Annotated in this window: 12 protein-coding genes; 4 read left to right on the top strand and 8 right to left on the bottom strand. The window is 59.3% G+C overall.

Annotation, left to right across the window (positions count from 1 at the left end; all coding sequences use genetic code 11):
* Positions 1–43 precede the first annotated feature (43 nt).
* Positions 44–2,167, bottom strand: coding sequence for a putative bifunctional diguanylate cyclase/phosphodiesterase (locus ACS4NR_RS19470; protein ID WP_456018111.1), 2,124 nt, complete (start codon positions 2,165–2,167; stop codon positions 44–46).
* Between the two features lie 334 nt (positions 2,168–2,501).
* Between ACS4NR_RS19470 and ACS4NR_RS19475 the strand changes: the two genes are divergently transcribed.
* Positions 2,502–3,170, top strand: coding sequence for a polysaccharide lyase family 7 protein (locus ACS4NR_RS19475; RefSeq protein ID WP_253150660.1), 669 nt, complete (start codon positions 2,502–2,504; stop codon positions 3,168–3,170).
* 231 nt (positions 3,171–3,401) lie between these two features.
* Here ACS4NR_RS19475 and ACS4NR_RS19480 read toward each other — a convergent pair whose 3' ends face one another.
* The 7 genes from ACS4NR_RS19480 to tkt form a co-directional block, all read right to left on the bottom strand.
* Positions 3,402–3,848, bottom strand: coding sequence for a hypothetical protein (locus tag ACS4NR_RS19480; protein ID WP_456018112.1), 447 nt, complete (start codon positions 3,846–3,848; stop codon positions 3,402–3,404).
* Positions 3,849–4,242: 394 nt separating this feature from the next.
* Complete coding sequence (fba, locus tag ACS4NR_RS19485) at positions 4,243–5,307, bottom strand: class II fructose-bisphosphate aldolase (protein ID WP_003229012.1); 1,065 nt, start codon at positions 5,305–5,307, stop codon at positions 4,243–4,245.
* Positions 5,308–5,572: 265 nt separating this feature from the next.
* On the bottom strand, positions 5,573–5,905 hold the full coding sequence (locus ACS4NR_RS19490) for an MliC family protein (RefSeq protein WP_456018113.1): 333 nt from the start codon (positions 5,903–5,905) through the stop codon (positions 5,573–5,575).
* Positions 5,906–5,961: 56 nt separating this feature from the next.
* Complete coding sequence (locus ACS4NR_RS19495; protein ID WP_095137496.1) at positions 5,962–6,183, bottom strand: hypothetical protein; 222 nt, start codon at positions 6,181–6,183, stop codon at positions 5,962–5,964.
* A 34-nt stretch (positions 6,184–6,217) separates the two neighbouring features.
* Positions 6,218–7,381: a phosphoglycerate kinase gene (locus ACS4NR_RS19500; RefSeq protein ID WP_007961877.1), complete on the bottom strand. Its 1,164-nt coding sequence runs from the start codon at positions 7,379–7,381 to the stop codon at positions 6,218–6,220.
* A gap of 26 nt (positions 7,382–7,407) precedes the next feature.
* Positions 7,408–8,466 carry an erythrose-4-phosphate dehydrogenase gene (gene epd / locus ACS4NR_RS19505; RefSeq protein WP_456018115.1) on the bottom strand — a complete coding sequence of 353 codons (1,059 nt, stop codon included), beginning with the start codon at positions 8,464–8,466 and terminating at the stop codon, positions 7,408–7,410.
* Between the two features lie 180 nt (positions 8,467–8,646).
* On the bottom strand, positions 8,647–10,644 hold the full coding sequence (tkt, locus tag ACS4NR_RS19510) for a transketolase (RefSeq protein WP_456018117.1): 1,998 nt from the start codon (positions 10,642–10,644) through the stop codon (positions 8,647–8,649).
* Between the two features lie 258 nt (positions 10,645–10,902).
* Between tkt and ACS4NR_RS19515 the strand changes: the two genes are divergently transcribed.
* The 3 genes from ACS4NR_RS19515 to ligB all read left to right on the top strand — a co-directional run bounded on the left by ACS4NR_RS19515 (position 10,903) and on the right by ligB (position 15,018).
* Positions 10,903–11,898, top strand: coding sequence for an ArsR/SmtB family transcription factor (locus tag ACS4NR_RS19515; protein ID WP_095137499.1), 996 nt, complete (start codon positions 10,903–10,905; stop codon positions 11,896–11,898).
* Positions 11,899–11,916: 18 nt separating this feature from the next.
* Positions 11,917–13,107: a methionine adenosyltransferase gene (metK, locus tag ACS4NR_RS19520; RefSeq protein ID WP_003229025.1), complete on the top strand. Its 1,191-nt coding sequence runs from the start codon at positions 11,917–11,919 to the stop codon at positions 13,105–13,107.
* A 234-nt stretch (positions 13,108–13,341) separates the two neighbouring features.
* Positions 13,342–15,018, top strand: coding sequence for an NAD-dependent DNA ligase LigB (gene ligB, locus ACS4NR_RS19525; protein WP_456018118.1), 1,677 nt, complete (start codon positions 13,342–13,344; stop codon positions 15,016–15,018).
* Positions 15,019–15,047: the final 29 nt, after the last annotated feature.

Consider the following 15,047-nt stretch of genomic DNA (forward strand, 5'->3'; position numbering starts at 1 on the left):
GGACACGGCAACACGGTTCGAAAAGAGCGCCAGTGTAGCGAATTCAAACCGGTAGCGCGCTCCAGTCAAAGGGCTCGGCGAAGCTCGCGGCAGCTTCGGAGGTCAGCGGGTGCGCCACCAGGAAACCCTGCACATATTCGCAGCCATGCGCTTGCAGCCATTGATACTGTTCGATGGTTTCCACACCTTCGGCGATCACCAGCAAACCGTACTGTTTACACAGATTGATCACGTTGCTGACCAGCGCCGCGTCGCGCGTCGACTCCGGCAGTCGCGCAATCAGGTGTCGATCAAGCTTGAGCGTATCCAGCTCCAGATCACGCAGATGCGCCAGCGAACACGGCCCCGAACCAAAATCATCCAAAGCCACCCGCACCCCGAGATTACGCAGCAGGCGCAACTGTTTGCGGGTCTCGTCGGGGTTGTGCATCAGCGCGTCTTCGGTGACTTCGACCTCCAGTTGCCGTGGCTGCAGCGCGTGCCGCTCCAGCACCTGGCGCAACTCGGTGACCAGATTCGGCAGACCGAACTGGGTGTTGCTCAAACTCACGCCGAGCACCAGATCCTCGGCAAACAACGTTTCCCAGGCTTTGCGCTGGCCGGCGCCGCGATGATAGATCCAGCTGCCGAGCCGGCTGATCAACCGTGCCTCTTCCAGCAACGGCAGGAACAGCCCCGGCGGCACATCGCCGACGCTCGGATGCTGCCAGCGCAACAACGCCTCGAAACCGCGGATCTGCCCGCTGTCGATCGCCACCTGCGGCTGATACACCAGATTGAAATCACGGTTCTCGATGGCGTTGCGCACGCTCTCTTCGAGCATCAGCCGCGAGCGCGCGCGGCCGTTCATTTCGTGATCATAAAAGCGATATTGCTGACGCCCGGCGCGCTTGGCTTCGTACATGGCAATGTCGGAGGCGCGCAGCAAGCCATCGAGGTTCGAGCCGCAGTCCGGGTAGGTGGCGATGCCGATGCTCGCGCCGAGGGCAATATCCAATCCCTCGATCTGCTGACAGATCGACACCCGTTCGATGAGTTTCTCGGCAATCTTCGCCGCCTGCTCGGGGAACTCCAGATCGAGCAGCGCAGTGAACTCGTCACCCCCCATGCGCGCGAGAATATCGAACGACCGCAGACAGGCCTTCAATTGCTCGGAGACCCAGCGCAGCACCCGGTCGCCGGCATCATGCCCAAGGGAATCATTGACCCGTTTGAAGCCATCGAGATCCAGATACAGCAGCACCCAACTGCTGTCGCTGCGTTCACCACGCAGCAGCAGGTTTTCCACCGTCTGATAGAAACCTCGGCGATTGAGCAGACCGGTCAACGGATCGGTGACCGCTTGAAATTCCAGCTGCTGATGCAGGTGACGCACCACCGACATGTCCAGCACCGTCACCACCATCGCGTGTTGCTCGGCGGGCAACGGCGCGCAGGACAACGCTACCGGCACCTGTTGCCCCGGTGCCGTGCGCAACAACGCATCGTGCAGACGCAAGGTCTCACCGCGTTTATATCCGGCCAACAACTCGGAATCGGCCCACAGCGGGATGTGCGGTTTCTGCAGGTAATCGAGAAACTCCTTGCCCGCCAGCTCCTTCACCGGCGCATTCAGCAGCCGCGAAATCGCCGGGTTGGCGAAGCGGATCAAACCGTCCTCGCCGAGCACCAGAATGCCTTCCGCCGCGTTATCCAGCACCGAGGCATTGAAGGCCCGCGCGACCTCCAGATCATGACTAAGACGCTGCAAGGCGCGGCGGTTGCGCTGGTGTTCGAGCAATGCCTGGACTTTCGGCTTGAGAATCTGCGGATCAAATGGCTTGAACAGGTAATCCACCGCGCCACTGGCATAGCCCTTGATCACGGCGTCCTGCGACTGTTCGTTGGCGGTGAGGAAAATGATTGGCGTGAGACGTGTGCGCTGGCTGCCGCGCATCAGCCGCGCGACTTCAAAACCGTCCATGCCTGGCATCTGCACATCCAGCAGCACCAGATCGACGTCATGTTCGAGCAGCAGATTGAGTGCCTCGAAGCCGGAGGCAGCGGTCATGACGTGCCAATCCTGACGCTGCAGCAACGCGCGCATGCTGATCAGGTTTTCAGGGTAATCATCAACGATCAAAAGGACAGAGCTGCCTTCACCTGGCTGGGGTTGCGCGCATTCCATGCTGCTTCTCTTGTCGGGACATCTCTTGTCGGACTATCGGCCGGTTTCCTGGGAAAACCGTACAGTTACTGAGCCATCACTCTAGTCCCGGATCTGTGAAAGCAGAAGCTGTCACGCCGCCATCATTTAGCCAAAGCTGCGATAAACCGACTAACGGTCACCCCTGCAGCCCCCGAAAACCGGCACAGATGGCATTTCGACAGGATGTTGACGCCAATCATCTGCCAAACGGGCGTTAACAAAAAACTCCTCTACGCTTATAACTGCCGCCCGAAAAGGCGCGGGCTAGAGCTTCTGGCACTCGCGTTCAGGATGAATTGAGTGGAAAACCGACATGATCGATCTCGCAACCTGGAACCTCAGCGTTCCCGTCGGCAGTCCGCCGTACACCGTCGAAACCTCCAAACTGGTGAATGGCTTCAAGGATCAGTACTTCCATTCCGACACCGGCACGCTGTTTTTCTGGTCACCGGTGACCGGGTCAAAAACCGAAAACGCCATCTACCCGCGCACCGAACTGCGCGAAACCTTCAGCAACGGCACCCTGCGCAACTGGTATTACCCGGACGCCGACAACACCCTGCGCGCAACTCTCGCGGTGAACAAGGTGCCCAGCTCGGGCAAGATCGTCATCGGCCAGATCCACGCGTATGAAAGCCAGAAGCCGATGGTCAAGCTTGAATACCAGTACAAGACCAAGACCGAAACCGGCAACCTCGTCATCAAAGTACGCATGCACCCCGACGATGCGGAAAGCCGCGTTATCACCCTCGCCACCGGCATCAAACTCGACCGCGAATTCAACTACCTGATCCACCTCAGCCCCGGCGGTGCACTGGGCGTGAGCGCAGCGGGTTATCAGTGGGATTCACAAATCAGCGCGACGTGGCGCAACAAGCCGCTGTACTTCAAGGCTGGGGTGTATGTGCAGGACAACACCGGGTATACCAGTGAGGGTGGGCAGGTGACGTTTACCAAGCTGGATATTGATCACAACAAGTGACATCGGCGGCCTCGATACTTACACAAATTCCTGTAGGAGCGGGCTTGCTCGCGAATGCGGAGTGTCATTCAACATCAATGTTGCTGACCCACCGTATTCGCGAGCAAGCCCGCTCCCACAGGGGATCAACAGGGGATCAATAGCGTGATGAATATCAAGGGGGGTCTAGTCTTGAAATGGTTTAAACCTATTTCAGGACTAGACACTTGGATTCTCCTATCCCGCCCTTTCCTACGAAACAGAAGTAGGGAAATTTACAAAAAACTCACCATCCGAAACTGCGAACCCCTTATTCCCTGGCTCCTTATGAAACCTAAACTTTCCTTTAATAACTCCAGAGCTATTTTTTTCCAATACGAATAATCCAGATTGAGGCCTCCATGCAGGGGCATATCGCGCGTCGCATACAAAATCAATTACATTGGGGAAGTCGGGAAAATAGTGATATGTACCTGGAATAAGATCCTTGGAGAATAAAAATAAAATATCTTCTGAATGATGTTCAGTATGGCTACTTGTATGCACATAAATGTTGTCAGAGTAATCTCCATAAAGATGGGTAGATTTATACTCAGCTCTCTCTTCGCCACTTTCGCCATCCTTGCCGTACAAGATACAGCTGACCTCGCCACTGAGCTCATGCTTTTTAAATTTCTCACGGACATCAATGCTTGACATATCAATCTCTCCATTACATAGAAGGAACAAAATCAGTAAAGGGAGGGATAAATATGTTTATCGTTACTTCCTTTCTGATTGCATTGAGACGATAGGCTGCAATGAATTTTAAATCACCTGTCAGAAATGACAGTTCTTTATGCGATTTCGAAATAAGCAATACAATTTACGCAGTCGTTAACGAAATTTATTTTTCTCTCAACAATAACTATGCCTTCGGCCACATCAAGTGCGGGGAAAATGTCACACATATCGGGCTTATCGAAAGAAATTTTAAAAATCTTTTTTAACGACATTTTTAGCCGCCAGCCGTTAATTTGTTCACAATGAAAAACTCACACAAAAAAACCCGCCACTCGGCGGGTTTTTCATTTACGCGATCAAACGCCCAGGCTTAGTTCACCTTGGCGTTCAACTCACCCTTCAGATAACGCTGGAACATCGCTTCCAACGAGATCGGCTTGATCTTCGAAGCATTACCGGCGGTACCGAACGCTTCATAACGAGCGATACACACATCACGCATCGCCGTCACGGTCGCGCCGAAGAATTTACGTGGGTCGAATTCGCTCGGGTTGGTGGCCATCAGGCGACGCATTGCGCCGGTGGATGCCAGGCGCAGGTCGGTGTCGATGTTGACCTTGCGTACGCCGTATTTGATGCCTTCGACGATTTCTTCAACCGGCACGCCGTAGGTTTCTTTGATGTCGCCGCCGTACTGGTTGATGATCGCCAGCCACTCTTGTGGAACCGACGAGGAACCGTGCATCACCAAGTGGGTGTTCGGGATGCGCTTGTGGATTTCCTTGATGCGGTCGATCGCCAGCACGTCGCCGGTAGGTGGCTTGGTGAACTTGTAGGCGCCGTGGCTGGTGCCGATGGCGATGGCCAAGGCATCGACCTGGGTCTTCTTGACAAAGTCAGCGGCTTCTTCCGGGTCGGTCAGCATCTGGCTGTGATCCAGAACGCCTTCGGCGCCGATTCCGTCTTCTTCACCGGCCATGCCGGTTTCCAGCGAACCCAGGCAGCCCAGCTCGCCTTCAACCGAAACGCCGCAGGCGTGAGCCATGGCAACAGTTTGTTGGGTAACGCGGACGTTGTATTCGTAGTCGGTCGGAGTCTTGCCGTCTTCGCCCAGGGAACCGTCCATCATTACCGAGCTGAAGCCCAGTTGAATGGAGCGCTGGCAGACGTCAGGGCTGGTGCCGTGGTCCTGGTGCATGCACACCGGGATGTGCGGGAATTCTTCGATCGCGGCCAGGATCAGATGACGCAGGAACGGCGCGCCAGCGTATTTGCGAGCGCCGGCCGAAGCCTGGACGATCACCGGGGAGTCAGTCTTGTCAGCGGCTTCCATGATGGCGCGCATCTGCTCAAGGTTGTTGACGTTGAAGGCTGGAACGCCGTAGCCGAACTCGGCTGCGTGGTCCAGCATCTGGCGCATGCTGATAAGTGCCATTGTGTGTGTCTCTCCCGGTTGAGGGTCGTTAATCGTGCCAGCCTGCCGGAGCGGCGGCGGCTATTCAAGTGATTGCAGATCGGGGGTCGAAGCCCGGTCTGGTGATTCGGTGTTACCAAAATCTTGTGAACAACAGAGAACCCCTGTGGGAGCGAGCTTGCTCGCGAATGCGGATTAACATTCAACATTGATGCAAGCTGATCCACCGCCTTCGCGAGCAAGCCCGCTCCCACATTTTGGATCTATGTGAATCAATTCAATCGTCTTACTCGGCCTTGCAGCCGCGGCCGATCAGGTCATTGGTGGCGACCCAGTACACCAGGCCTTCGTCACCCTTGACGTGAAACGCCAGCATGCCGTCGCTGTACAGCACGCCCGAGGCGCCCGGCTCTTCTTTCAGGCGGTAGACCTGATCACCGCCGCCCAGTCGAACATCGACTTCCTTCTGGCCGGCATCGGCGTAGCGCCACAGCACTTTGGCCTGGCTGTCGCAGGTCCAGGTGGCCCAACTGTCCGCAGGTGCGGACGACTGAAACAGGTTCATCTGCGCGCAACCGCCCAACAATGCCAACGCCGCAATGGCGATCAAGCCTTTCATCCGTGTTCCTCGACTGACAGCAACGCCGCCAGCCCTGAGTTAAAGAGTCAGACCGGTCAAGGACAACCATGTTCCTTGGCCGGGGTTTGCGTCTCGTATTTGTCCAGACCGTCCGGCCCCGAGCGCTTGTTCAGCACCGGGTTGGTTTCGGCCTGCCAGTCGGCCTGGTAGCAGCCTTTGCGCGCCGCATCCGGCGCAGGCGTTGCCTCGGCCTTCGGGTTACTCCCGCAGGCCGCCAGCGTACCGGTCAGCAACAACAGCGCTAACGACTTGACCATGTGAACACTCCTTTGCCTGGCCAAACGGGCGGCCTCAGGCCTTGGCCCGGCTTTCCAGGACTTCAACGGCCGGCAGCACCTTGCCTTCGACGAATTCGAGGAACGCGCCACCACCGGTGGAAATGTAGGAGATTTGCTCGGCCACGCCATATTTATCGATGGCCGCCAGGGTGTCGCCACCGCCGGCAATGGAGAACGCGGCGCTGTCAGCGATGGCCTGGGCCAGCACTTTGGTGCCGTTGCCGAACTGGTCGAATTCGAACACGCCGACCGGGCCGTTCCACAGGATGGTTTTCGACGACTTCAGCAGTTCGGCGAAGTTGGCCGCGGTTTGCGGGCCGATGTCCAGAATCATGTCGTCAGCGGCAACGTCAGCGATCAGCTTGACGGTGGCTTCGGCGCTTTCAGCAAATTCCTTGGCAACCACCACGTCCACCGGCAGCGGCACGCTGACCTTGGCGGCGATGGCGCGCGCGGTGTCCAGCAGGTCCGGCTCGTACAGCGACTTGCCGACCGGGTGACCGGCGGCAGCCAGGAAGGTGTTGGCAATACCGCCGCCGACGATCAGTTGATCGCAGATCTGGCTCAGGCTGTTGAGGACGTCGAGTTTGGTCGAGACCTTGGAGCCGGCAACAATCGCAGCCATTGGCTTGGCCGGTGCGCCCAGCGCCTTGCCCAGCGCATCCAGTTCAGCGGCCAGCAGCGGGCCAGCCGCCGCGACTTTGGCAAACTTGGCCACGCCGTGGGTCGAACCTTCGGCACGGTGCGCGGTGCCGAAAGCGTCCATCACGAACACGTCGCACAGGGCGGCGTATTGCTGGGCCAGTTCGTCGGCGTTCTTTTTCTCGCCCTTGTTGAAGCGCACGTTTTCGAACAGCACGATGTCGCCGGCCTTGACGTCAACACCGCCCAGGTAATCGGCCACCAGCGGCACTTCGCGGCCCAGGGCCTTGCTCAGGTAGTCGGCGACTGGCTTGAGGCTGTTCTCGGCGGAGAACTCGCCTTCGGTCGGACGGCCCAGGTGCGAACACACCATCACCGCCGCACCTTTTTCCAGGGCCAGCTTGATGGTCGGCAGCGAAGCCAGGATACGCGCATCGCTGGTGACAACACCGTCCTTGACTGGGACGTTGAGGTCTTCGCGGATCAATACGCGCTTACCTTGCAGATCGAGGTCGGACATCTTCAACACGGTCATGGGTCGCACTTCCTGAGTAGCTGTTCTTAGAGAGCAGGTTTTTTTGAAATCGCTGTTTGCAGATAGTGGTCTGCAACGTCCAGCATTCGGTTGGCAAAACCCCATTCGTTGTCGAACCAGGCCAGGATGTTCACCAGTTTGGGGCCGGAAACACGGGTCTGACTGGCATCGACGATGGCCGAATGTGGGTCATGGTTGAAATCACAGCTTGCGTGCGGCAACTCGGTGTAAGCCAGCAGGCCTTTGAGCGGGCCGTTGGTGGCGGCCTCGCGCAGGATCCGGTTGACCTCGTTGGCATCGGTCGCGGTGGCGGTCTGCATCGTGATGTCGAGGCAGGACACGTTGACCGTCGGCACGCGTACGGCTTTGGCCTGAATTCGCCCGGCAAGTTCCGGCAGCAGGCGCTCGATGCCACGCGCCAGACCAGTGGACACCGGGATCACCGACTGGAACGCCGAACGAGTGCGGCGCAGGTCTTCGTGGTGATAGGCGTCGATCACCGGCTGATCGTTCATCGCCGAGTGAATCGTGGTGATCGACACGTAATCCAGGCCGATCGCCTTGTCCAGCAGACGCAACAGCGGCACGCCGCAGTTGGTGGTACAGGACGCGTTGGACACCAGCAGCTCATCGCCAGTCAGGCAATCCTGATTGACGCCGTAGACAATGGTGGCGTCGACATCCGCCTCGCTGGCCATCGGTTGCGAGAACAGCACGCGAGGCGCGCCGGCGTTGAGGAAACGCTGGCCGTCTTCGCGGGTGTGGTAAGCGCCGGAGCATTCAAGCACCAGGTCGACGCCCAGCGCCGCCCAGTCGATGCCTTCGGGGGTGGGACTGCGCAGAACCTTCACGCAGTCGCCATTAATATGCAGACAATCGCCGTCTACTCGCACTTCGCCGGGAAAGCGGCCGTGAGTGGAGTCGAAGCGTGTCAGGTATTCGATGCTGGCCATGTCCGCCAGATCGTTGATCGCGACAATTTCAAACCCGGCCTTCTCGCCTCGCTCGAACAACGCACGCAAGACGCAACGACCAATCCGGCCGTAGCCGTTGAGTGCAACTTTGTAGGGACGCGGTTGAGGCATTGGGTTCTCGATTACCGTTTGATTCCGTTATTGCAATGGTGTCTGAACCACCGATTTCGCGAGCAAGCCCGCTCCCACATTGGATCAGGGTTGTGAACACTGTGTGTGTCACACAACAAATCCCCCTGTGGGAGCGGGCTTGCTCGCGAAGGCGTCAGTCCAGACGACGCAACTTCTGGATCAGTCTTCCAGCAGCTCTTCAGCCTGACCCAGGATGTTTTCCAGGGTGAAGCCGAACTCTTCGAACAGTGCCGAAGCCGGAGCCGATTCGCCGTAGGTGGTCATGCCGATCACACGACCTTCCAGACCGACGTACTTGAACCAGAAGTCGGCGTGAGCCGCTTCGATCGCGATACGTGCGCTGACCTGCAACGGCAGAACCGATTGCTTGTAGCCGGCGTCCTGAGCGTCGAACACGCTGGTGCAAGGCATGGAAACCACGCGCACCTTGCGGCCCTGCCCGGTCAGTTTGTCGTAGGCCTGAACGGCCAGACCGACTTCCGAACCGGTCGCAATCAGGATCAGCTCAGGCTCGCCTGCGCAGTCCTTCAACACGTAGCCACCGCGGCTGATGTCGGCGATCTGGCCGGCATCGCGTTCCTGGTGCTGCAGGTTCTGCCGCGAGAAGATCAGCGCCGAAGGGCCGTCTTTACGCTCCAGCGCGTTTTTCCAGGCCACCGCCGATTCAACGGCATCGGCTGGACGCCAGGTGTCGAGGTTCGGCGTGGTACGCAGGCTGGTCAATTGTTCGATCGGCTGGTGCGTCGGGCCGTCTTCGCCCAGACCGATAGAGTCGTGGGTGTAGACGTGGATCACGCGCTTCTTCATCAGCGCCGACATGCGCACCGCGTTGCGCGCATATTCCATGAACATCAGGAAGGTCGCGCCGTAAGGCACCAGGCCGCCGTGCAGGGTCACGCCGTTCATGATTGCGGTCATGCCGAACTCGCGCACGCCGTAGTACATGTAGTTGCCGCTGGCATCTTCAGCGCTGACGCCTTTGCAACCTTTCCACAGGGTCAGGTTGGAGCCGGCCAGGTCAGCCGAACCGCCGAGCAGTTCCGGCAGCAGCGGGCCGAACGCGTTCAGGGTGTTCTGGCTGGCTTTACGGCTGGCGATGGTTTCGCCTTTGGCCGCCACTTCAGCGATGTAGGCCGAGGCTTTTTCCGCGAAGTCAGCCGGCAGTTCACCGCTCAGACGACGGATCAGCTCGTTGGCTTCGGTCGGGAACGCCGCGGAGTAGGCAGCGAAACGCTGATCCCACTCGGCTTCGGCAGCGCGACCTTTTTCCTTGGCATCCCACTCGGCATAAATGTCGGCCGGGATTTCGAACGGGCCGTGGCTCCAGTTCAGCGCCTGACGGGTCAGAGCGATTTCCGCGTCACCCAGTGGGGCGCCGTGGCAGTCTTCCTTGCCCTGCTTGTTCGGCGAACCGAAACCGATGGTGGTCTTGCAGCAGATCAGGGTCGGCAGCGGGCTCTTGCGCGCGGTTTCGATAGCGGTCTTGATCTCTTCCGGATCGTGACCGTCGACGTTGCGGATCACCTGCCAGTTGTAGGATTCGAAACGCTTCGGGGTGTCATCGGTGAACCAGCCTTCGACTTCGCCGTCGATGGAGATGCCGTTGTCATCGTAGAAGGCGATCAGCTTGCCCAGGCCCAGCGTACCGGCCAGGGACGCGACTTCGTGGGAAATGCCTTCCATCATGCAGCCATCACCGAGGAACACGTAGGTGTGGTGATCAACGATGTCGTGGCCAGGACGGTTGAACTGCGCGCCCAGGACTTTTTCTGCCAGGGCGAAGCCGACGGCGTTGGCCAGACCCTGACCCAGCGGGCCGGTGGTGGTTTCGACGCCCGGGGTGTAGCCGAATTCCGGGTGACCCGGGGTGCGGCTGTGCAGTTGACGGAACTGCTTGAGGTCGTCGATCGACAGGTCGTAACCGGTCAGGTGCAGCAGCGAGTAGATCAACATCGAGCCGTGGCCGTTGGACAGCACGAAGCGGTCACGGTCGGCGAACGATGGGTTGCTCGGGTTGTGCTTGAGGTAGTCGCGCCAAAGTACTTCGGCGATATCTGCCATACCCATAGGGGCACCGGGATGGCCGCTGTTGGCTTTTTGCACGGCATCCATGCTGAGGGCACGAATGGCGTTGGCACGCTCACGACGGCTAGGCATCGCTGATCTCCTGGGTGTGAATAGATTGAAACGGAAAAAAGGAGGGCATTTTCCCTCACCGGAGCGCCTCGGGGCAATGACAGATAGTCATCCGAAGGCGTTTTTCCCGTGCTGGACGGCGGTTTCGTCTGGTGAAACCTTTCCGCTGTTCGTTTGTAGAGTTAACCAGCCAGTGAGAAGTGCCATCTATCGAGCAATATCAAAACTTTTTGATATTGCCCTTGCAGCGATTTCCCACCGTCACTAGACTGCTGCCCCATGAACTTACGCGTGCCTTCCATTCGCCATGACGATTGCGACGAGCTGGCGGCCCTGTGCAAGGCCGGTGGCGATCCGCTACGCCTGAATGTATTGCGCGCGCTGGCCAACGATTCGTTCGGCGTACTGGAACTGGCGCAGATTTTCGGTATCGGCCAGTCCGGCATGAGCCACCACCTCAAGGTGCTGGCCCAGGCCGATCTGGTAGCAACGCGCCGTGAAGGCAACGCGATTTTCTATCGTCGCGCCCTGCCTCACACCGAATTGCTGGGCGGCAAGTTGCACGCCGCATTGTTAGAAGAAGTCGACAATCTGGCGCTGCCGGACGACGTGCAGGCGCGCATCACTCAAGTCCACGGACAACGTGAAGCGGCCAGCCAGGACTTTTTCGCCCGGGTCGCGGAGAAATTCCGCGCCCAGCAAGACTTGATCGCAGGCCTGCCGCAATACCGCGACAGCGTGCTGGCCCTGCTCGACAAACTGAACTTCAATGGTGCTGCCACGGCCATTGAAGTCGGCCCCGGTGATGGTGCTTTCCTGCCGGAACTGGCCCGCCGCTTCGGCACCGTAACCGCGCTGGACAACAGCCCGGCGATGCTCGAACTGGCGCGTCAGGTATGTGAACGTGAACGGCTGGCTAACGTCAGCCTGCAATTGGCCGATGCATTGAATGGCACCAGCCTTCAGGCCGATTGCGTGGTACTGAACATGGTGCTGCACCATTTCGCCGCGCCGGCCGAAGCGCTCAAGCACATGGCCGGCCTGCTGCAACCGGGCGGTAGCCTGCTCGTGACAGAGTTATGTAGCCACAACCAGAGTTGGGCCAGGGAGGCCTGCGGTGATCTGTGGTTGGGGTTTGAACAGGACGATTTGGCCCGTTGGGCCACCGCTGCGGGACTCGCTCCCGGGGAAAGCCTCTATGTAGGCTTACGTAATGGTTTCCAGATCCAGGTTCGCCACTTTCAGCGACCGGCTGGCGACACTCACCATCGGTAAATTCAGGAAAACATCGAGATGAGCGAATACTCCCTCTTCACCTCCGAGTCCGTGTCTGAAGGACATCCGGACAAAATCGCCGACCAGATTTCCGATGCGGTGCTGGACGCCATTATTGCCCAGGACAAACACGCACGCGTGGCCGTGGAAACTCTGGTCAAGACCGGCGTTGCCATCGTTGCCGGTGAAGTGACCACCAGCGCCTGGGTCGACCTGGAGCAGATCGTTCGTGACGTGATCTGCGACATCGGCTACACCAGCTCCGAAGTCGGCTTCGACGGCGCTACCTGCGGCGTGATGAACATCATCGGCAAGCAATCCCCAGACATCAACCAGGGTGTTGACCGTGCCAAGCCCGAAGATCAGGGTGCTGGCGACCAGGGCCTGATGTTCGGCTACGCCAGCAACGAAACCGACGTGCTGATGCCAGCGCCGATCACCTTCTCGCACCAACTGGTGCAGCGTCAGGCCGAAGCCCGTAAATCGGGTCTGCTGCCTTGGCTGCGTCCGGACGCCAAGTCGCAAGTGACTTGCCGTTACGAAGGCGGCAAGGTTGTCGGTATCGACGCTGTTGTACTGTCGACCCAGCACAACCCTGAAGTGTCGTACAAAGACCTGCGCGAAGGCGTGATGGAGCTGATCGTCAAGCACGTACTGCCTGCCGAACTGCTGAGCAAAGACACCCAGTTCCACATCAACCCGACCGGCCAGTTCATCATTGGCGGCCCGGTAGGTGACTGCGGCCTGACCGGTCGCAAGATCATCGTCGACAGCTACGGCGGCATGGCCCGTCACGGCGGCGGCGCATTCTCCGGTAAAGATCCATCGAAGGTTGACCGTTCGGCGGCCTACGCTGGCCGTTACGTTGCCAAGAACATCGTCGCTGCCGGCCTGGCCGAGCGTTGCGAGATCCAGGTGTCCTACGCCATCGGCGTGGCTCAGCCGACTTCGATCTCGCTGAACACCTTCGGTACCGGCAAGATCAGCGATGACAAGATCATCAAGCTGGTGCGTGAAGTGTTCGACCTACGTCCATACGCAATCACCACCATGCTCGACCTGCTGCACCCGATGTACCAGGAAACTGCAGCCTACGGCCACTTCGGTCGTGCTCCGCAGACCAAGACTGTTGGCGAAGACACCTTCACCACCTTCACCTGGGAAAAAACCGACCGCGCCGACGCTCTGCGTTCCGCTGCTGGTCTGTAAGCCCTCCCCGGCTGCAAAAAAGCCCCGCACGGTTCGCGCCGTGCGGGGTTTTTTCATGCCTGAAATACCCTTCCGATCTCAATAAAGAACCCTGTGGGAGCGGGCTTGCTCGCGAAGAGGCCAATGCTGGCGACCCGAGTTTGGGCATGGAAACACGATGCAAAACACCCACCCGGTGCCTCTCTGAATCCTCGCCTAGCCTTGAAGCACTCCCCCTGAGCAAGGACGCTCAAAATGCTTGCCACGCTGCGCCTGTTTTCATTTGTTCTGCTGAGTTTCACCCCTCTGATCGCCTATGCAGCCTGCCCCGACTGGTCAACCGACAAGGCGCAAATTGAAGTCTCGGCCCTGCAACAGCAAATCGACCAATGGGACGACGCCTACCACCGCGAAGGCCGCTCGCTGATTGCCGACGAACTCTACGATCAATCGCGCCTGCGGCTCACCGAATGGCGCCAGTGCTTCCAGCAGCCCGCAGCGCCCGAGCACTTGCGCAGCGCGCCTGGTTCCATCGCGCATCCGATCGCCCACACCGGTCTGGACAAGCTTCACCAAGCGGCTGCCGTTCAAGCATGGTTAAAGGATCGTCAGGATGTCTGGGTGCAACCCAAGATCGATGGTGTGGCGGTCACGCTGATTTACCGTCGCGGCCTGTTGCAGCAAGCGATCAGTCGCGGCGACGGTATCAGCGGCCAGGACTGGACGGCATCGGCGCAAAGGATCGCCGCCATTCCGCAACAATTGACCCAACCGCTGGACCTGCTGGTGCAGGGCGAACTCTACTGGCGCCTGAATCAACATGTGCAGGCCAGCGCCGGCAGCGTCAACGCCCGCGCCACCGTTGCCGGACTGATGAGCCGTAAATCCTTGAGCACAGAACAGGCGTCCGGGATCGGCCTGTTCGTCTGGGACTGGCCGCAGGGGCCGGCGAATCTGCCCGAAAGAACAGCGGCACTGGCGACATTGGGTTTCGCCACGACGGCGCCATTCAGTCAGGCCATCGCCAACCTTGAAGAGGCGCAGCAGTGGCGTGAGCACTGGTATCGATCACCCCTGCCCTTCGCCACTGACGGCATTGTCCTGCGCCAGAGCCAGCGCCCACCGGCTGAGCGTTGGCAGGCGAGCGCGCCCTACTGGGCCGTCGCCTGGAAATACCCGTTTGCCCGGGCGCTGGCCGAGGTGCGCAAAGTGAACTTCAAAGTAGGTCGCAGCGGACGCATCACGCCGGTATTGGAGTTGTCGCCAGTGAGGCTCGATGACCGCGAGATCAAACGGGTTAGTGCCGGTTCACTCAAGCGCTGGCAGGCGCTGGATATCCGCCCCGGTGATCAAGTGGCAATCAGCCTGGCCGGGCTGACCATTCCACGACTCGACAGTGTGGTATTGCGCGCCACCGAGCGGGCCGCCCTCGAGATTCCCGACACGCGCGATTTCCACGCCTTGAGCTGCTGGCAGCCGACACCCGGTTGTGAGAGCCAGTTTCTCGCGCGCCTGACCTGGCTCAGTGGCAAGCAAGGGCTGGCGCTGCAGAATGTCGGGCGCGGTACCTGGGAGAAACTTCTGGAAACAGGCCGCCTGAACAACCTGCTGGATTGGTTGACCCTCGACGAGCCAGAGCTTGCTAACATTGCCGGCTTCGGCGAGCGCAGCAGCGCACGACTGATCAACAGTTTTCACAGCGCCCGCCAACGGCCGTTCACGCAGTGGCTCAAAGCATTGGGTTTACCGCCAACCGGTCAGGCACAGCTGGCCGACTCGTGGCAGGCGCTGGCACAACGCGACACCGAACAATGGCAGGCAGAAGCCGGAATCGGCCCGGGCCGCGCGGCGCAATTGAGCGCATTCTTCCGCGACCCGCAGGTGCTGGCCTTGAGTGACACATTACACGCCGCCGGAATCGACGGTTTCTGATCACGCAGTCCCCCGGCAGCCGGGAACCC

The sequence above is a fragment of the Pseudomonas sp. JQ36 genome, assembly GCF_053851495.1.